17 protein-coding genes are annotated in these 18,655 nt (G+C 70.6%); 8 read left to right on the top strand and 9 right to left on the bottom strand.

Annotated elements, in window-relative coordinates; translation table 11 throughout:
• The 3 genes from ACLQ20_RS24755 to ACLQ20_RS24765 all read left to right on the top strand — a co-directional run.
• The coding region (locus tag ACLQ20_RS24755) for a tetratricopeptide repeat protein (protein ID WP_425857804.1) at positions 1-429 on the top strand (429 nt) is incomplete at its 5' end.
• A 175-nt stretch (positions 430-604) separates the two neighbouring features.
• The gene (locus ACLQ20_RS24760; RefSeq protein ID WP_225851897.1) at positions 605-1,723 is read left to right on the top strand and encodes a hypothetical protein; all 1,119 of its coding nucleotides are present in this window, start codon (positions 605-607) and stop codon (positions 1,721-1,723) included.
• A complete protein-coding gene (locus tag ACLQ20_RS24765; RefSeq protein ID WP_151452518.1) occupies positions 1,720-2,898 on the top strand; it encodes an ankyrin repeat domain-containing protein in 1,179 nt (392 codons plus the stop codon). Before ACLQ20_RS24760 ends, ACLQ20_RS24765 begins: the two co-directional genes overlap by 4 nt.
• Positions 2,899-3,577: 679 nt before the next feature.
• Here the strand turns inward: ACLQ20_RS24765 and ACLQ20_RS24770 are convergent.
• The 4 genes from ACLQ20_RS24770 to ACLQ20_RS24785 form a co-directional block, all read right to left on the bottom strand.
• The gene (locus tag ACLQ20_RS24770) at positions 3,578-4,540 is read right to left on the bottom strand and encodes a hypothetical protein (protein ID WP_425857805.1); all 963 of its coding nucleotides are present in this window, start codon (positions 4,538-4,540) and stop codon (positions 3,578-3,580) included.
• 78 nt (positions 4,541-4,618) lie between these two features.
• Positions 4,619-5,059, bottom strand: coding sequence for a hypothetical protein (locus tag ACLQ20_RS24775; RefSeq protein WP_425857806.1), 441 nt, complete (start codon positions 5,057-5,059; stop codon positions 4,619-4,621).
• An 85-nt stretch (positions 5,060-5,144) separates the two neighbouring features.
• The gene (locus ACLQ20_RS24780) at positions 5,145-5,648 is read right to left on the bottom strand and encodes a hypothetical protein (protein ID WP_327027863.1); all 504 of its coding nucleotides are present in this window, start codon (positions 5,646-5,648) and stop codon (positions 5,145-5,147) included.
• Positions 5,641-7,026, bottom strand: coding sequence for a molybdopterin-dependent oxidoreductase (locus tag ACLQ20_RS24785; RefSeq protein ID WP_425857807.1), 1,386 nt, complete (start codon positions 7,024-7,026; stop codon positions 5,641-5,643). The genes ACLQ20_RS24780 and ACLQ20_RS24785 overlap by 8 nt, the downstream gene beginning before the upstream one ends.
• Before the next feature lie 299 nt (positions 7,027-7,325).
• Between ACLQ20_RS24785 and ACLQ20_RS24790 the strand changes: the two genes are divergently transcribed.
• Entirely contained in the window at positions 7,326-8,387 is a 1,062-nt protein-coding gene (locus ACLQ20_RS24790; protein WP_425857808.1) for an NAD-dependent epimerase/dehydratase family protein, read from the top strand.
• Between the two features lie 17 nt (positions 8,388-8,404).
• Here the strand turns inward: ACLQ20_RS24790 and ACLQ20_RS24795 are convergent, their stop codons facing one another.
• Complete coding sequence (locus tag ACLQ20_RS24795) at positions 8,405-9,820, bottom strand: hypothetical protein (RefSeq protein ID WP_425857809.1); 1,416 nt, start codon at positions 9,818-9,820, stop codon at positions 8,405-8,407.
• A 145-nt stretch (positions 9,821-9,965) separates the two neighbouring features.
• Between ACLQ20_RS24795 and ACLQ20_RS24800 the strand changes: the two genes are divergently transcribed.
• The 4 genes from ACLQ20_RS24800 (at position 9,966) to ACLQ20_RS24815 (ending at position 14,112) form a co-directional block, all read left to right on the top strand.
• Positions 9,966-10,640 carry a glycosyltransferase family 2 protein gene (locus ACLQ20_RS24800; protein ID WP_425857810.1) on the top strand — a complete coding sequence of 225 codons (675 nt, stop codon included), beginning with the start codon at positions 9,966-9,968 and terminating at the stop codon, positions 10,638-10,640.
• Positions 10,637-11,317: a TIGR04282 family arsenosugar biosynthesis glycosyltransferase gene (locus tag ACLQ20_RS24805; RefSeq protein WP_358121030.1), complete on the top strand. Its 681-nt coding sequence runs from the start codon at positions 10,637-10,639 to the stop codon at positions 11,315-11,317. Before ACLQ20_RS24800 ends, ACLQ20_RS24805 begins: the two co-directional genes overlap by 4 nt.
• Entirely contained in the window at positions 11,314-12,057 is a 744-nt protein-coding gene (locus ACLQ20_RS24810; RefSeq protein WP_425857811.1) for a class I SAM-dependent methyltransferase, read from the top strand. The genes ACLQ20_RS24805 and ACLQ20_RS24810 overlap by 4 nt, the downstream gene beginning before the upstream one ends.
• A gap of 681 nt (positions 12,058-12,738) precedes the next feature.
• The gene (locus tag ACLQ20_RS24815) at positions 12,739-14,112 is read left to right on the top strand and encodes a calcium-binding protein (RefSeq protein WP_425857812.1); all 1,374 of its coding nucleotides are present in this window, start codon (positions 12,739-12,741) and stop codon (positions 14,110-14,112) included.
• A 477-nt stretch (positions 14,113-14,589) separates the two neighbouring features.
• Here the strand turns inward: ACLQ20_RS24815 and ACLQ20_RS24820 are convergent, their stop codons facing one another.
• The 4 genes from ACLQ20_RS24820 to ACLQ20_RS24835 all read right to left on the bottom strand — a co-directional run bounded on the left by ACLQ20_RS24820 (position 14,590) and on the right by ACLQ20_RS24835 (position 18,379).
• Positions 14,590-14,832: a hypothetical protein gene (locus ACLQ20_RS24820; RefSeq protein WP_425857813.1), complete on the bottom strand. Its 243-nt coding sequence runs from the start codon at positions 14,830-14,832 to the stop codon at positions 14,590-14,592.
• A gap of 270 nt (positions 14,833-15,102) precedes the next feature.
• Positions 15,103-16,050 (bottom strand): carbohydrate ABC transporter permease, encoded by a 948-nt coding sequence (locus ACLQ20_RS24825; protein WP_327027871.1) that lies wholly within the window; start codon positions 16,048-16,050, stop codon positions 15,103-15,105.
• The gene (locus ACLQ20_RS24830) at positions 16,047-17,018 is read right to left on the bottom strand and encodes a carbohydrate ABC transporter permease (protein WP_151452542.1); all 972 of its coding nucleotides are present in this window, start codon (positions 17,016-17,018) and stop codon (positions 16,047-16,049) included. Before ACLQ20_RS24830 ends, ACLQ20_RS24825 begins: the two co-directional genes overlap by 4 nt.
• A 128-nt stretch (positions 17,019-17,146) precedes the next feature.
• Positions 17,147-18,379, bottom strand: a complete 1,233-nt coding sequence (locus tag ACLQ20_RS24835) for a hypothetical protein (RefSeq protein ID WP_425857814.1) — start codon at positions 18,377-18,379, stop codon at positions 17,147-17,149.
• Positions 18,380-18,655 lie beyond the last annotated feature (276 nt).

Consider the following 18,655-nt stretch of genomic DNA (forward strand, 5'->3'; position numbering starts at 1 on the left):
GATCCGGCCGGCGCCCGAGACCTGTTCGCCGAGGTGCTCCCCATCCGTGAGCGGGTCCTGGGCGCCGAGCACCCCGACACCGTGACTACTCGCTACGACCTCGCGTACTGGATCGGGGCGGCGGGTGATCCGGCCGGCGCCCGAGACCTGTTCGCCGAGGTGCTCCCCATCCGTGAGCGGGTCCTGGGCGCCGAGCACCCCGAAACCCTGAACACCCGCCACAACCTCGCGCGCTGGATCGGGGCGGCGGGTGATCCGGCCAGCGCCCGCGACCTGCTCGCCGAGCTGCTCCCCATCCGCGAGCGGGTCCAGGGTGTCAAGCACCCCGACACCCTGGACACCCGCAACGACCATGCGTACTGGACCGGGAAGGCGGGTGACCCGGGCCGGCGCCCGCGACCTGCTCGCCGAGGTGCTCCCCATCCGTGAGCGGGTCCAGGGCCTCAAGCACCCAGGGTGCAGGTCTAGACAAAGCCGGCTGATTGCTGCGCATGGCTCGGTAGTCACTTCACGGTTTCGGCGTAGCGCCTAATCACTTGCCGTGGTCGGCCCGGGCTGGCATCATCCCGGCCATGATCGAGAGAATCGAGTCCTCCGTCCGCCGGTGAGCGTGACGACCGAGCCAGGATCGCTCGGACCCCAGACCGCCCTGTTCGAACACGCCCTGCGCCTGCATCAGCAAGATCCGGATTCGCCCCTGCCACGTGATGGCGAGCCGTATCCGGACGACGAGCTCCACCGCTATCAGCGGCAGCGCCCGCAGACCCGGAAAGATCAGCGCCTCCGCGGCGTCGACGTTGCCGCCATCCTCGACATGCACTTCGGCAAGGCCGATGCGCCACCGAGCGAACTCGCCGACGCGTTCTGCCTGGCTGACGTCCCGATCCATCACAACGAGCACATCGCTGCAGCGGCGCTGCGCGCGGACCGGCAGCGGGTGCGGCAGACTGGCCGGTGGCTGGTGCGGCACAGCCCCGATCGATGCTCAGCCGCTGTTGGGCTGGCACTGCTCGCCACGGACTGGGCGGAGGAAGACATCCCGCTGATCCAGACTATCGGCCTGCTGTCGCATTGGTTCGGGCCGTTGGCCGCCGAGGGGCTGCGACGTCGCCGAGGAGGCGAACAAGCGTTGTTGTGGCTGGCCCAGCGTGTTGCCGGTTGGGGACGGGTCTACGTCATCGAGGCGCTCTGCCAGCAGGGGGCATACGCCTCGCGTCGATGGCTGCTGCGCCACGCCTGCGACGGCGACTACCTCAACGGCTACTTCGCCGGCCGCGTCGCCACTGCAGCTCACCTGCACGAAGCGATCACCGGGACTGAGACCGACGATGACCTGGTCGATCACACCGGTCGACTGTTGAAGATAATGGCGGGCTGCGGTGGCATGGGCATGCCCCTCGATCACTATCCGCCGGCGCCTCATGTCCTCGCCGCGCACGTGGCTCGCCTCGACCGGCAGACGCCGACCCTGAGCAGGTACGTCGACGCCGCGATCATCGCCGACCATCTCGCGGACAAGACTCCGCAGCAATCCGGATGCACGAATGAACAGCGAGACCACCTCGTCCAGCAGTACCTGGCCGTGCTTGATCGACAAGACTGGTGTGATGCCGTTCGCGCCGGCCTTGATGCGGACAACGACTTCTTCGCCTGGTTCGCCAGCAACCCTGCGGCACGGCTGCATCTGCGAGCGTTCACGGAGATGACGGGTGATGATCGATGAACGAGGCTGCCGATCAGCGCCTGATCGACGCCGTGCAGGCTGGGGACGAGGTGGCCGTCGGGCAAGCGCTGGCCACCGGCGCGGACCCGAACGTCCCGGTTGGCCGCTTCCGAGGATCGTTGCTGGCCGAGGCATCGCGCAGCGGCCGGCGGGGGATCGTGGGCATGCTGGTGAACGCCGGCGCGCGCATCGGCCCCGCCGATCCCTACACCGCCTCGCCGTTGCGCGCCGCCGTACTCGAAGCGCACACGGAGGTGGTGCTGCTTCTTATCGCCCATGGGGCGCTCACGACGGAACCCGCCACCGGGCCGAGCGTGCTGACCCAGGCCCTGTCCCACACCGCATTCCGCCCGACACCAACAGCTCTTGCGACGCTACGGGTGCTGCTGGAAGCGGGAGCGACCCCCGTCCCGAACGAGGAAGCACCACTCATCACCGCAGTGACGCGACCCGTCGCACCGGCGGTGCTACGACTTCTCCTGGCCTACGGAGCGGACGCCAACCAAAAGCGTTCCGATGCCACACCAGCGATCGTGGTGGCGGCGCGTCGAGGCGATCACGCCGCGGCCGACGTGCTCCTTGAGGCCGGCGCCGACGTGAACGCCCGCGACGGGCAAGGGCGAACCGCGTTGATGCACGCAGTCGAACGCAACGAACGACGGGTCATCGCTACCCTCCTGCTGGCCGGCGCCGCCATCGACACCGTCAGCGCCGACGACATGACGGCCCTGCAACTTGCGCGTGGCTGGCAACGCCAGAACATCCAGTTCATGCTGGGCGAGTGCCACGCCGGCCTGGACGACGTGCCAATTGTTCGTACCGCTCTCCGGGTTGCCGCGTCCGACGTCCGGCTCGCCGGAGACCCGCAGATGCTCCATCTGCTGGCGGACGTCATCGACATCGCCCTAGGAGATCTCGGAGACGACGAGTGGAACACTCGCACGGGCACCGACGCCGAGGTGGCCCGGGCCTTTGCCGTCCGCCTGCGCGACGACCTCGTCCCAGCAGTCCACGCATCCTGGCATCAGCTCGACGCAACTGCGGCCGAGCTTGCCGCCGCGCGCTCGGCGTTGGTGGAACTCGCCTACGGCACCACGCAGATCATGCCAGCCGCCGCCAGCCGGCTCGAGATAACCGACCTGCTCGAGGAGCTGAATCGACAGCTTGGTCGCTAACGCCAACGCCAGTCACGTGCGTCGGAGCAGGGGGCGCGGGAGGAAGTCGTACAAGCTGTTGAGAGGTCTGTGCCTCGAGTGTTCGGTGGCGGAGAGGCGCTGGTGCCGTTCTCTAGCGCTTCTCCGCAGCCGGGCCGCCCGTGAGATCTCACAACCGTCTCACGGACGGCCCGGGAAGGCCCGGTAGAGCCCGACCTGCCTCGGACTGCCGGCTGGCCGATGACCTGCAATTTCGGCAGGAGGCGGTATCGTCCGGCAGCCGCCGGTAGACCTGCTAGTTCACTGGGGGTCAAGGGGTCGTCGGTTCGAATCCGGCCGTCCCGACCGGTTGACCTGGGGAGATGAAGATCTTCTCCGGTAACGGCGGTAACATCCGGTAGCGGATGATCTTTGTTGGCGGTAACGGCACAGACCGTCGGCCGCCGTGCTGTTGGCTGTGGAACGCTCTGACCTGCCGCTTCATCTGCATCCCGGATGAAGCGGCATTGTGGTCTCTTGATTCCGCGTCAAGCGCTCCAGATCTGCCAGATGTTACTACGTCGGGTGTTTCGGCGGTCCTGAATGCGAGGCAGGATCGCCGGCGCTCCCCGGTCCTGGTCTTCACGAGTTCGACCGGTGGACAGTGGAGCAACCTGTCATTGCGTCGGCGGAGAGGTCGACATCGGCCTGGCTCGGGCGACTACCTCCTGAGCAGTTCGATGAGCGCGGTGTCGCCTTGGGCCAGGATCGGCGGTCCATGCAGCGGTGTGGCCAGGACCCGTCGGCAATGGTCGAGTTCGATGTAGACCACGTCGCCGATGATCGTGGCGTCCTGTAGGGCAGCGAAGCGGCCTGCGGCGACTGAGCACTGCTCAGCGGGGCGTAGCGCTGCCAGCATCCGCTCGATGGCCGCCCGCCGCTTCTGTGGCAGGAGCAGTCCGTACTCGAAGGTCCCGGCCGGCTGGGGCGTTCCCTGCTGCTGCGCCGGCACCCGGTACACGCACAGACGCACTCGGGACGGGAGCGACACCCGGCCCGGCCGTGGGAGGAGCCTCGGGTCCCTGGTCTCGGTGGCCATCACGTCTGACCGATCCTGGTTGCATCCGGAGGCGGCCACTCCGGCTGACACGATCTCCCGTACGACCTTTTCCGAGACGGAGGTCAGGCGCAGGGCGCGCACCGCCTCTGGTACCTCGGGGCGCGGCTTGCGGCAGTTGTCCGTCGGTAGTCCCGGGCGGATCCATCGGCCTTGCGCGTCGAGTAACAGCAGGTTCGGCACCCAGGGCATCTCCAGGCTGCAGGCTTCGACGGTGGTCGTGTCATCGGGTAGGCGCAGTGCGGCAAGTAGCGCCGTCACGTCGGTAGCCCGGCCCTGGGTGAGGACCAGATCCTCACCGCGGTCGGCGCGTCGTTTCGGCTCGAGCTGGCAGTGAATCGCGGCCGCCACCGTGAAGTCGGTGCCCAGGCGGGGCAGGGCGAGGGCGTCGGGCGGGCGTCCGTCGTCTGCTACCGGGGCGTCGACCGCGCAGGAGGTCCACGCGGATCGGATCGTCGCCTTGCCGGTTACCACAGCGGACCTCGGCGCCACCCGCCCATCGGCGGGTGCCTCGGTCGCCGTGGGCGCACCCGTGCATGCGGCCAGTCCGGCCAAGGTCATCACCACGACGAGCCCTCTGACAACTACTCGCATATCGCTCCTTGACGTCTAAATACACGCAATCCGTGCACCTCTGAGACGATGTCATCCGCGATGCGGTTCCCGGCCAGTTCCCCGGGCCTTGCGTGAGTGGCGGCGGAGCGGTCGGTCGCCGTCGTCATCGCCCGAGCGTCGTCCGTCAGCACGCTCCAGTCGGGCACCGTGACCAGCGCTTTCGTCGTCGTGATCGGCGAGACCAGCACCTTCGAGCAGACGGTTACCACGATCCTGCACGTCAGCGGCCTCACCACGGTCGCACCGCAGACGCCCTGCCCCGGCGATGCCCGCACTGCGTCCGCAAGGCCGACCAGACGAACGCCGCGACGGAGGCCCCGTGACGCCGCCGGTTCCGCAGCCGAGGTCGATCACGGTGTCGCCGTCGTCGAGACCGAGGACACCGACGACGGCGTCGAGCACCTCCGGCGGGTATCCACGCCGCTGTCTCGCGTAGTAGGTGGCCACCTCGCCGCCGAAACCCGTTGCCATGCCGCCAGCTTCCGGCGGCACGACGCGGAAGGCGAGCGATTCTGCTCAGGGCAGCGTGATTCCGTCGAGCCACAGGCCACGCCGATCAATCGGCGACGGGCAGTGGCCGCTCCCCGCTTCCCGGCGCGGCACGCGACCGCGCCGCCCGCCGGAGCGCGTAGAGGATGCCGCTGGCCAGGAACAGGGTGGCGCTGAGCAGCAGCCAGCGGGCCAGGAAGGGCTGCTGGTCCTGACCGGTCGCGGCGGCATAGGTCTCCCGGCCCTGCCTGAGGATGCCGGGGAGGTAGACGAGGAACAACAGCCCGGCGGCCAGGGCCGGCACACGGAGGTGGTTCAGCAGCGACGGCCCGGACGCTGGCATCGCCGACCGGCTCCGCAGGCCTCGGTCGGCCAGCGCGTAGACCGGGAACAGGACCAGGTCGTGGGCGATCACCGCGCTTACGAACCAGAGGAGCAGAGGACCGGACCCCGGCTCGCCGGCGACCCGGAGGACCACCCATCCGGTGACGGCGAAGCAACCGGCGAGCAGGAGCAGGTGCCGCGCACCGGCGCCGTACGCGGCCCGGAACCGGGCCCGCACCTCAGCCATCGGTACGCGTCCGGAACTCGATCTCGCCGACCCACTTCGTGCAGTGCACACCGGGCAGGGCAGGCACGATGATCCGGGCCGGGTAGCCGTGGTCGAGGGAGAGGTCGGCGCCGTTGACGCCCAGGGCGAGCAGGGAGTCGGGGTCGAGCACCTGGTTGGCCTGCAGGGTCGCCTGGTTGAAGAGTCCCGCCTTCTCCAGGGAGCGGACGTGGGCGGAGTCGGGTGTGCCCGCCCCGACGAGGGCGGCGAGGTCGCTCAGCCGTACGCCGGTCCAGGTCTGCAACGTCGACCACCCCTCGACGCAGGCGATCGGCAGCCGGGCGGTGTGCTGGGCCATGGCGAGCAACGCGGCGCGGTCGAGGGCGACCACCCGCTCGCCGGCGCGTAGCGTCACCCGCCAGCCCGGCCCGGTGTCGGCGGCCTCGACGCCGGCCGCGGCGGCGGTGCGGTTGACCGGGAAACCGTTCGGTCCCTCGCCCGGCTGCCGGCCCCGGGGCAGCAGCAGAGCGGTACGCCGCCACACCCCGTCGAGGCTCTGCCCGACGGTGAGCGCCCCCAGCAGCAGGGACAGGCCGCCGACCAGGGCGAGGGCCCCGCGTCGGCTGACGGTAGCCGGCCCGGGGTGGCTGGCCACCAGGCCGTCCGGGTCCGGCGGCTCGGGTCGGGTGGCGGCGCGCGGGGCGGTCAGCACGGCGCGCGGGGGGCCCGACCGCAGCGCGGAGAGCATCCGGGGCAGCTTGAGCGCCACGTGCGCGACCAGGGCGGCGGTGAACACCCAGGCGCCGAAGTAGTGGGCGGTGTAGAAGTCGAACCCGAACAGGTAGGCGTACTGGATGTCCAGCAGCCCCGTGGCGATCTGGAACAGGATGCCGCCGACCAGCAGGAGCAGGGACAGCCGCTCCAACACCTGCGCCACCGAGCGGGCCGGCGGCCAGTCGAACAGCTTCGGGATCACCGACCAGAGTTTCGCCAGCACCACCGGGATCAGCACGATCCCGAGCGTCACGTGCAGCCCCTGGGTGAGGCGGAACAGCCAGGGCGGGCGGGTCGGCCAGTCGAACTGCGGCAGCCGCAGCCACCCGACGTCGCGAGGCAACGCCTGGCCGAACTGCGGGCCGTAGGCGAGGTAGTCGAGCAACCCGGTGATGATCACCAGCGGCAGCGTGGCGAGCAGGACCATCCCGAAGACGGCGGTGAGCCAGGGGCCGCGCAGCGGACTGCGCCACCGGCCGGCGATCCTTGCGACGCCGGGCGGGGGATGCGCTGCCAGGAAGCGCCACCACCGCCGGGGGAAGCCGGGCGCCGGACGCGGTGCGGTCCCGGCCCGCGTCGGCCGGCCGGAAGGGTTCCTGTCGGGGGCGGTGCTGTCGGTGCCCACCGATCCTCCTCAACGGCTGTCGACGGGATCTCCTCCCGGCCGCGGTCCCTCTGGAAGCCGCGGGAAGACGTCAGGTCGGCGGAGCCGCCCGCGCCAGGCATGGCGGGCCGCGGCGCCGGTGACACCCGCGCGGGCCCACTGACCGCAGGGTAGAGGCGGTGCGGGGCGCAGGGGTGCGGTTGCGGGATTCCGGCAGTTCATGAACCCCGGGGTTACTCCGGGTGGGGTGATGTTTCAAGCTTCTTACGTCCGCCGTGACCTGACCCGCCACCGCCGTCCGCCGACCTACGCTGACCGGCATGCGGGTACTGGTCACCGGCGCCGCCGGCTTCATCGGGTCGCAGGTCGTCGACCTGCTCGCCGCCGAGGGGCACGAGGTGGTGGCGCTGGACGCGCTGTTGCCCCAGGCACACGGGGGAGAACTGCCCGAATGGTCCCGGCGGCACCATCCCGTTGTCGGTGACGTCCGCGACCCCGAGCTGCTCGACCGGCTCCTTCGCGGGGTCGACGCGGTCTGCCACCAGGCGGCGATGGTCGGCCACGGGCTGGACCCGTCGGACGCTCCGGCGTACGCCAGTCACAACGACTACGGCACGGCGGTGCTGCTCGCCGCCATGCACCGGGCCGGCGTGACCCACCTGGTGCTGGCCAGCTCGATGGTCGTCTACGGAGAGGGGCGCTACGAGTGCGCCCGGCACGGGGGCGTCCGTCCCGCCGCCCGCCGCCCCGCCGACCTGGCAGCCGGCCGGTACGACCCGACGTGCCCGCGCTGCGCCGCCGTCCTCACCCCGATGCTGGTCCCGGAGGACGCCCCGCTGGAACCACGCAGCACGTACGCCGCCAGCAAACTGGCCCAGGAGCACCTGGCCGGTGCCTGGGCGCGGCAGACCGGTGGTGGTGTGTGGGCGTTGCGCTACCACAACGTCTACGGTCCCCGGATGCCCCGCGACACCCCGTACGCCGGGGTGGCCTCGATCTTCCGGTCCGCGTTGGCCGACGGCCGGCCGCCCAGGTTGCTGGAGGACGGCCGGCAGCGCCGGGACTTCGTGCACGTCACCGACGTGGCGCGGGCCAATCTGCTCGCGCTGGGCACGTCCCCGCCGGGGGATTTGGTGCCGGTCAACATCTGTTCCGGTGAGCCGCGTACCGTCGGCGAGCTTGCTGCCACCCTCGCCATGGCGATGGGCGGGCCGGCGCCGCTGGTCGTCGGTGGCGCCCGGTCGGCCGACGTGCGGCACGTGGTCGCCGACCCCGCCCGGGCGGCCGAGTTGCTCGGCTACACCGCGCGGGTCACGTTCGCCCAGGGGGTCGCGGCCTTCGCGACCGATCCGCTGCGTGAGCCGGCGGCGCTGCCGGCCTGAGCGATCGCCAGTGCGCTTCAGGAGACCGTCCAGACGAGGTGGCTGACCGCGAGCGCGGTCGCGGCCTGCCCGGCCAGCCACCAACGGCGCGTGGCCGGGGGCAGGTGGGCGGCGGCGATCAGCAGCCAGCCGACGAACGGCAGCCAGATCCGTTCCACTTCCGCCTTGCTCAGCCCGGACAGGTCTGCCGCGAGCACCACCACTGCCGCGGCCACCGGCAGCAGCACCGTGGGCCCGCCGACCCGCCCGGCCACGGCCGGCACGGCGAACCGGCGGCGGGCCGGCCCGCGCGGGACGGTCGGCACGGACCGTGCCGCCGCCCCCGCGGCCGCCACCGCGCGGCACAGCGCCGGCCCGAGCACCGGGCCGGCGGAGAGCACCAGCGCCGCCAGGTTCGCCCACACCCAGTAGCCGTACGGGCGGTCGGCCGCCCAGCCCTGGTAGTAACGTTCCACCACCCGCTGATAGCCGTCCCACCACCAGAAGCCGGCGAGCCCGAACGCGGCCACCACCGCCGCGACGCCCGCGAGGCCGGCGCACAGCGCGGCGATCCGGTCCGCCGGCCGCAGGACCAGCACGGCCAACGCCAGCAGGCCGACCAGGACGAAGCCGTACGACAGGTGCAGCGCGAAGCCCAGCAGCAGCCCGCCGACGGCGGGCGCCACCCGACCGCGTACCGCCAGCAGGGCCAGACCGGCGGCGACCACGCCGGCGAAGATGCCGTCTGCGGAGGCGCCCACCCAGACCGCGCCCGGCAGCAGCACCAGGAACGGCAGGACGGCGTGGGCGGCCCCGCTGGCGCCGAGCGCCCGCAGCGCCACCGGCACCGAGACGGTGACGGTCGCGCCGACCAGTACGCACGCCAGCGCGGCGGCGGTGCCGCCGCCCAGCCCGATCCGGTCCAGTCCGACGAAGACCAGCAGCGCCCCGGGCGGGTGACCTGCGGTGTGGGTGGACCACGAGTCGGGCTGGAAGTCGAGGATCCGGCCGGTGAAGCCGGCCAGCATCGCCGGGATGTCGGTGGTCCCGGGCACCTCGTGCAGGTACTCCGCCTGCGGAGTGAGCCGTTCGGTGAGCCCGGCCGACCAGCCGTCCACCAGCGCCAGCGCCAGCGTCCACGCCGTCGACGCCAGCCAGGCCGCGCCGAGCAGCGGGACCCAGCGGGCGGTCCGGGCCCAGCGCACGCCGAGACCGATCACGCCGGCCGCCACCAGCACGGCCGCGGGCGTGCCCCAGCCGGCGTGCGGTTGCCAGGTGGCGTACAGCGGGGCGGCGTCCGCGTGCAGACCCACACCGCGGGCATTGAGGACCGCGCCGACCGTCGTGGCGACGGCGACCAGGGCCACCTCGACGCCCAGCACGGCCAGGTCGAGGTGCCGCCGGCGGGTTGACGTCCGACCGGGGGTGTCCGGCGGCGCGGTGGTCGTTCCCATGTCGACCGGACGGTACGGCCTGAGGCCGCCAGATGTCAGCCGAACAGCCGAAGGTAACTGTCCGTTAACGACCGACTGGGTGCCAAAAAACGAGTATGGCCCGATCCGCCTACCTGGACCCGGGCGGCGTCCTAGCGTCGACGGTATGCCGACGCTGATCGACGTGGTGCTGCCGTGCCTGGACGAGGCCGCGGCCCTGCCGGGTGTGCTCACCGCGCTGCCGCCCGGATACCGGGCGATCGTGGTGGACAACGGCTCCCGGGACGGCTCGCCCGAGGTGGCCGCCCGGTACGGAGCCCGGGTGGTGCACGAGCCGCGCCGCGGCTACGGTGCCGCCGTGCACACCGGGCTGGAGGCGGCCGAGGCGGACCTGGTGTGCGTGCTGGATGCCGACGGCTCCTTCGACCCCGCCGAACTGCCCGCCCTGGTCGCCCTGGTGGCCGACGGCGCCGCCGACCTGACCGTGGGGCGGCGGCGGCCGGTCGCCGCCGGGGTGTGGCCGTGGCACGCCCGCGCCGGTACCGCCCTGATCGCGGCGTTGCTGCGGCAGCGGGGCGTGCCGCTGCGCGACCTCAGCCCGATCCGGGTGGCCCGCCGCGACGCGCTGCTCGCGCTCGGCGTCACCGACCGGGCCTTCGGCTACCCGCTCGAACTGTTGATCCGGGCCGCCGCCGCCGGCTGGCGGATCCACGAGCTGGACGTCAGCTACGCCCCGCGGGCCGTCGGCACCCGCTCCAAGGTGTCCGGCTCGGTCCGCGGGACCCTGCGCGCCACCCGCGACTTCGCCGGGGTGCTGCGCGGCGTGGGACGGTCGCGATGACTGTGCTGCTGGTGATGGCCAAGGCGCCGGTGCCGGGCGCGGTGAAGACCCGGCTCGGTCCACCGGCCACCCCGGGGCAGGCGGCGCGGCTCGCCGCCGCTGCCCTGCTGGACACCATCGACGCCGCGCGCGCGACGCCCGGCGTGACGGCCGTGCTGGCGTTGTCGGGCCGCATCGAGGATGCCGAGGCCGGCGACGAGCTTTCGGCCGCCCTGGTCGGCTGGTCCGTCCTGCCGCAGCGGGGCGGCGGGCTCGGCGAGCGGCTCGCCAACGCGTACGCGGACGTCGCGGAGTCCTTTCCGGGGCATGAGGTGGTGCAGGTCGGCATGGACACCCCGCAGCTGACCCCGGCGCGGCTGCGCGCCGCGATCCGCCGGCTCGCGTCGACCGACGCGGTTCTCGGCCGCGCCGTCGACGGCGGTTGGTGGGCGCTCGGGCTTCACGACCCCCGGCACGCCGTTGCCCTCCGCGACGTGCCGATGTCCACCCCGGAGACCGCGCGACACACCTGGGCGGCGCTCGTCGGGCGGGGGCTGCGGGTCGCGCCCCTGCCCGTCCTGCGCGACGTCGACGTCTGGACGGATGCCCTGGCGGTGGCCGCCGAGGCCACGGGAAGCCGGTTCTCCCGACAGGTCGCGGCACTCCGCCGCACCCTTGTTCCCGGTGGCCACCCGTGACGGTGCGCGCTGCCGGGCAGGCGGCTGGGCCGTGCGACCTGGAAGGAGGTACCGGTTCGGCCGACGGGCCGGGGCACCGCCGGGACGAGGGCGCCGCAACCGGCGGCGACGTCTTCTCCACCGCCCTCGCGGCGCGGCCCGGCGGGCACTGGCTCGAGCACAGCGACGGCCGGTGCGATCCGCTGCCCGTGCACCGTTGGCAGGGCCCGGCCGAGCCGGCACTGGCGGACGTCGTCGCCCGGTGCGCCGGCCCGGCGCTGGACGTCGGCTGCGGACCCGGCCGGCTCACCCTCGCGCTTACCCGGGCCGGGCACGCCGCGGTCGGCGTCGACGTCTCCGCGCGCGCGGTACGGCTCACCCGGGCACGCGGGGCGGTCGCCGTCCGCCGGGACGTCTTCACGCCCCTGCCCGCCGAGGGACGGTGGGCTCACGTCCTGCTGATGGACGGCAACATCGGCATCGGCGGCGATCCGGTCGCGCTGCTCACCCGGTGCCGGCAGTTGGTCCATGCCCGAGGGACCGTCGTCGTCGAACTCGAACCTCCCGGCCCCGGCCTCTGGTGCGGGTACGCCCGGGTGGCGTCCCGCTCACCCGACGGCGAACTGCGGCGCAGCGGGACGTTCCGGTGGGCGCGACTGGACACCGTCGCCGTGCACGTCGCCGCCGGAGCGTCCGGGCTGATGGTTCGGGACATGTTCGCGGCGGGCCGGCGCTGGTTCGCCGAACTCGCCGCCGGGTGACGGCGAGGGAGCCGACGGAGACCGTGGCCCCACCGCTGCCGAGAATGCCCCGCACGTTGTAGCCGACAGGCATCGCTGGCCACGATTCCTTCTGCGCCTGGCGCGGCGCAGCGCGACGGTGAGGGCTCGTTCGCCGGTGGCGGTCAGGCTGACGGTTATCGCTCGCTGATGCGGGATCAGATCAACCAGTCGCAGGCTCAGCAGCAGGTTGATCGTGTCGCGGACGGCTGTCTCTTTGACGCTGGCGTGCATCGCCAGTGCTTCGCTCAGTGTGCGAACCGTCCAGTGCCTCCCGGGCTGTTGCACGAGGGTCTGATGGATCCGGCGCCGTGCCGAGGTTGGCCGCTTTTCAACCTGATCTGGCAGGTCAGAGACGGTGTGCGTAGCCCGGGGATCGATGAGGGCGAGCCACGGTTGTTCGACGCCGGAGCGCTGCGAGCGGCGTGCTTGAGGTTGCGCTCATTGTCGCCGATCCGCCACTTCCACTGATTACTGTGTGGAGTTGATCGATATACGCTGTGTCTCGTTCATTGCCGGTCGGGACACGGTCGCCCTGGCGGTGGAGGCAGCGGCTTCCCACCGTGTGGTCCCGACGTCGCCTCGTCGGGCTAACGCCAGCACAAGGGAGCCACATTGCGACTTGTCCTCTCATCCCTCACCCTGTCACGACCACAGGGACGGTTGTCACGTCGACTCCGGCAGACGGGAGCCACGGCCGCGCTCGTCGTGGCGGCGCTGGTCGTCACCGCCACCCCGGCACTGGCGACGATCACGATCTCCCAGCCGACCGTGCCGACCCTCGCACGCGGGGCATCCGGCGAGGTCACCTTCACCCTCGACGCCAACGCCAACGACCCGGTCGGCAAGATCGCTTTTACGGCTCCGGCGAACACGACGTTCGCCCGCACGTCCTACACCTATAACGGCGGGCCGGGCGCGTTGTCCTGCGGGCTCAGCGGTGACGCCAAGACCCTCACCTGTCCGGAGACCGGGACCCTGCCCGGCTTCTTCTGGCCCGGCGTCGCCACCATCGGCGTGCGGCTGCTGATGGACCCGGCAGCACCCACCGGAACGGTCATGACCGCCGGGACGGTCACCAACTACGACTGGGCCGGCGTCCAGAACGCCCAGGGCACCTACACCGTCCAGACCCCGCCACCCGTAGCCGACCTGGCCGTGGCCGTCACCGACTCCGCCGACCCGGCAGCGCTCGGCGGCACCTACAGCTACACCGCCACGGTCACCAACAACGGCGCGGACCCCGCCACCGGCGCCACCACGGCGCTCACTCTGTCCGGGACCTCCGCCGGCATCGTGTCGGCTTCTGCCTCGCAGGGCTCCTGCACGGTCACCGCCCCGACCGTATCCTGCGCCCTGGGCGGGCTCGCCACCGCGGCCACCGCCACCGTCACCGTCACCGTCGAGCCGCAGGCCGCCGGCACCATCACCGCCACCTCCATGGTGTCGGCCACCGAGTCTGACCCGGTCAGCGCCAACAACACCGACGTCGAAACCACCATGGTGACCAATGGCCTCGGTTGCACCATCACCGGCACCGCCGGCAACGACACCCTCACCGGCACCAACGGGGCCGACGTGATCTGCGGCCTGGGTGGGAACGACACCATCAACGGCGGCAACGGCGACGACGTCCTCTACGGCGGCACGGGCATCGACACCATGGACGGCGGCAACGCCGACGACGTGCTCCACGGCGGCACGGGTGATGACGTGATGGGCGGCGGCAACGGGGCCGACCATCTCTACGGCGGGGCCGGCAACGACACCAACTACGGCGAGACCCTCCTCGGGTCACTGCTGCACCTGTTCGACAACGGCTCCGACCACGTCTACGGCGGACCCGGCAACGACGACCTCGACGGCCAGAACGGCAACGACATTCTCGTCGACACCGACGGCACCGACAGCATGTCTGGCGGCCTCGGCAACGACAACATCAACATCCAGGACGGCACCGGCGGTGACACCGCGAACGGCAACCTCGGCACCGACACCTGCACTGCTGACACAGGAGACACCACCACCAGCTGCTAGCCGACGTTAAGCCTCAGGACAGCCAGCCACCAGCGGCGTTCGGTGGAAAAATCGACCACCTGTTCAGTCACGACGACCCCCGCCAACCCGGCGTCGTCGCCGTGAACACCGAACGCCGCTGGGGTCTGGCTCGTCCCGGCCGCCGTGTCCGCAGAGACGGTGGCCGACCGGCCACCAAGTTGGTCAACGGCCGCAGGGGCACCTGGTCGTCGACATCACGGCCTGGCCTGCCCTGGCCGTCAAGGCTCACGCATCACGGATTTCGCGACCTTGCGCAGTCGGCGCTGCCCTCTAGGGGACGGTCTCGACGTCGTACGTAACGAGCAGCTGTCCGCTCACCGCCCGGAAGCCCGCACAGTTCCGCAACTCGGAGACCTCCTGGCCGGCCCCTCGGCGACCAGGAGTGTGATGACTTCTGGCTGGCCAGGCATACGCCTGCGCTCTGTTTTATTGAGCCCTTCAACCTGATCTTGCAGGTCAGAGACGGTGTGGTTCGTCGTGGTGGCGCGCGGCGGCCCGCAACCGGGCGAGCCCCTCGGCGGCCCGCAGCAGATCCGTGCGGTATGCCGCCCAGTAGGCCCGCCGCGGTGGTGCGTGCCGGCTGCCTGCCTGCTGCGGTTCGCGCGCCGCGACTCCGGCGGCCCGTCGGTACCGTCGCAGCAGCGCACTGTCGAGGATGAGGAACAGTCCAGGCCGCACCAGGTGCAGGGTCTTGCTCACCTTCGCATGCCCGAGCCTTACTGGGGCAGTAGGGATTTCCTGATCTAGACGGCGCGTAGCTGGGGGCCGACGAGCCTGCAAGTCGGCGCTGAGCGCCGTTCCCGCATCGGTGATCGACTGCTGCGGCGGAGCAAGACGCCGCGAAGGCACGCCAGGATCTGGGCCGCCTCGGGCTTCTTCTGCTTCAGCGGCTCGCGGCGATCTAACCCCGGCGGGGAGGCGCGGCTTTGGGCCCGGTTTCACGCCGAGCCCAAAGCCGCGTTTCGGAGGTCAGCCCTTACGGCCCTGGGTAGCGACGCCTTCGATGAAGTACCGCTGGCCGAAGCTGAACAGCAGCAGCATGGGCAGCGTGACGAGCAGCGAGGCGACCATGACGTACTGGTAGTCGCCCTGCCCGCCGGCGGTGGGGCTGTACTTCGTCATGGCGTACGCGATGCCGAGCGGAGCGGTGAAGTCCTCCATCGACTCTCCGTTGAGATAGATCAGCGCGCCCTGGAAGTTGTTCCACGCCGCCTGGAACTCGAACAGGAAGACGATGACGAACGACGGGATGGACAGCGGCATGGCGATCTTCCAGAACAGCTGCCAGTAGTTGGACCCGTCGATGCGGGCCGCCTCGAACAGTTCCCGGGGCAGGCTCAGGTAGAACTGCCGTTGCAGGAAGATGTAGAACGCCGAGCCGAACAGGTTGGCGCCGAACAGCGGCACCCAGGTGCCGAGGAGACCCGTCTCCTTCCAGATCAGGTACATCGGGATCATCGTGACCGCGCCGGGCAGCATCATCGTGCCCAGGACCAGCCCGAACAGCAGGTTGCGGCCGGGGAAGCGGAAGTACGCGAACCCGAAGGCCACCATCGAGCTGGAGATGGCGACCGTTATCGCGGCGAGCAGTGCGATCGACACGCTGTTGAACACCCAGTGCAGCAGCGGCAGCTCGCTCCAGACCTGGACGTAGTTGTCCCACCGCCAGGTCTTCGGGATCAACGAGTTGTCGAACACCTGGCTGGCCGGCTTGAGGCTGGCCGCGATCAGCCAGACCAGGGGGTACAGGAACAACGCGGCGAAGCCGACGAGCAGGAGGGTGAGCAGTACCCGCCCGACGGTCCATCTCGTCGGCCGGCGCCCGGGCTCCCGTATCCCTCCGGAGGGCGCGGCGTCCACGGCCTGGGCCAGGACGGGGGCTGCGGTGGGTGCCGTGCTGGGGCCGATTGTCGTCACGACCGCTCTCCCTCGTAGTACACGAAGCGGTTGCCGACCTTGACCTGGATGAAGGTCAGGATCATCAGGATGACGAAGAGCAGCCAGGCCATCGCCGCCGCGAAGCCGAAGTTGAACTGCCGGAACGCCTCCTGGAACAGGTAGACCGCGTAGAACAGCGACGCCTCCGGCGCCGGGTTGTTCTGGTCCCGCCAGAACAGCAGGTAAGCCTGGTCGAAGATCTGGAACGCCGCGATGGTCAGGATGATGACGTTGAAGAACAGCGCCCCGGAGATCATCGGCAGGGTGATGGAGAAGAACTGGCGGACGGGGCCCGCCCCGTCGAGCGAGGCGACCTCGTACAGGTCACGCGGCACGTTCTTGAGCGCGGCCAGGAAGATGACCATCGTGCCGCTGACCGTCCAGAGGGCCATGAGCACGATCGACGGCTTGACCCACGTCGGGTCCACCAGCCACTGCGGGCCCTCGATGCCGATGAAGCGCAGGCCCTGGTTGATGGCGCCGGTGTTGCCGTTCAGCAGCAGGAAGAAGATCGACGCCGTGGCCACCGCCGGGGTCATCTTCGGCAGGTAGTAGACCGTGCGGAAGAACCCGGCGCCGCGGCCCACCCGGTTGAGCAGCACCGCCAGCAGCAGCGCGAAGCAGATCTCCAGGGGTACGGCCAGCACGGCGTAGAACAGGGTGTTCGCCAGCGACTTGGCGACCTTCGGGTTCTCCAGCAGCGCCTCGTAGTTGCTGGTCCCGGTCGGCCGGATGACGTTGGTCGCCAGGTTGTACTTGCTGAACGAGATGACCAGGCTGTAGATCATCGATCCGGCGGTGAAGACGAGGAAGCCGATGATCCACGGCGAGATGAAGAGGTAGCCGGCCAGCGCCTCCCGGCGGTTGTACTTCCTTCCCCGGCCCGGCCGTTTCCTGCTGCTGTCGCGAGTGCCGTCGCCGGAGGGTGCGACGGTGGTACTTGTCATCCAACGCCTCCATGGTGTGCCGGGTGCCGGAGATTCCCGGGGTGGATCGCAAGATCTCCACAATGCGGCGTGGCGGGCTCCCGCGCCATGCGAGGACCCGCCACGCCCACGAGGTACGTTGCTGGCGGTCAGCCGCCGGTAACGGTCTTGTACGCGTTCATCGACGCCGTCTGGGCGTCGGCGAGCGCCTGCTGGGCGGGCTTGCTGCCGAGCAGGGCCGCGGTGACGGCGTTCAGCAGTTCCTGCTTGATCTGCTGGCCGGCCGGCGACGCTCCCACGCTCTTGCCGGCGTCCGCGACCTCGTAGTACGTGCTGATCACCTGGTCGAAGCCGGCGTCACCGCTGGGCTTGACGTACTTCTCCCGGATGGCCTTGTCGGACACCGGCGACCCGGTGAACAGGCCGGTGTTGATGGACTTCTTCTCCTCCACCGTCTTGGCCCGAGCCTCGGCGGCGGCGTTCCAGGAGCCCTCCTCGGTCAGCGCGAGCGCCCACTTGCAGGCGGCCGAGGGGTTCTTTGCCTGGGCGGGGATCACGAACGAGGTGCCGCCGGCCTGGGTGACCGGGTTGCCGTCCTTGCCCTTGAACGGCACGGCGCCCAGCTTGATCTTGTCCTTGTACGGCGAGAGGACGTTGGGGTACCACTGGGCGTCCACCTCCGCCCCGACCTGGTTCTGGACGAACTGGTTCTTCTCGCCGAACATGTCGAACGAGTCGGTGAAGCTCTTGTACTTGGCGAACCCGCCCTGCGCGTCCACGATCTTCTTGAGCAGTTCGAGCGCGGCGACGTTGTTCGGGTCGTCCAGGGCGGGCTTGCCGTCGGCGTCGGCCAGCTTGCCGCCCATGCCGACGAGCCAGAGGTTGATCTGGCCGGTCGCCTGCGGGTTGAACCCGAGCGTCGTCGGCACGCCGCCGTTGGCCTTGTACATCTTCGCGACGGCGGTGAGCAGCTTGTCGGGGTTCGACGTGTCGATGTCGGCGTCCTGCACGCCCGCCGCGTCCATGGCCTTCTTGTTCAGGATGATCGCCGCCGGCTGGTAGAACTGCGGCACCGCCCACATCTGACCCTTGTACGTGACGTCGTTGGCCACCGCCGGGTACCAGCGGTCCTTGGTGACCTTGTTGACCTCCAGGCACTTGTCGAGCGGCTGGATGAGGCCCTGGGCGGCGTAGGTGAGGACCAGTTCACGGTCCATCTGCACCACGTCGGGGACGTTGCCGCTGGCCTGGCGGGTGGTGAACTTCTGCGCGTCGAAGCCCGTCTGGTCCATCTCGATCTTGACGCCGTCGAGCTGCTTGGCCGCGTACTCGATCCGGGCCTTGCCGACGTCGTCGGCGTTGTTGAACCCCCAGGCGCTCAAGGTCCCGGTGGGCTTGGCGTCGAAGTTCGCGGCCTCGCCGCCGCTGTCGCCTTCGGACGATCCACAGGCGGCAGTCGCGACGAGTGCGGCGGCGACGCCTGCGGCTATGAAGGCAGCTCGCCTTTTCCTCATCTGGGTCCCTTCGACGGCGTGCGGGGCCGGCGGGACCGGCCCTCAAGAGGCTGAAGTCAGCATGGAATCCGTACCAGGCGGGACCGTAGCCGAACGTGACACCGGACACAAGTGGGGAACATTTCCATTTAGTGTCGGCCCAGG

Source organism: Micromonospora sp. DT46 (genome assembly GCF_049841735.1).
Lineage (GTDB): Bacteria > Actinomycetota > Actinomycetes > Mycobacteriales > Micromonosporaceae > Micromonospora > Micromonospora reichwaldensis.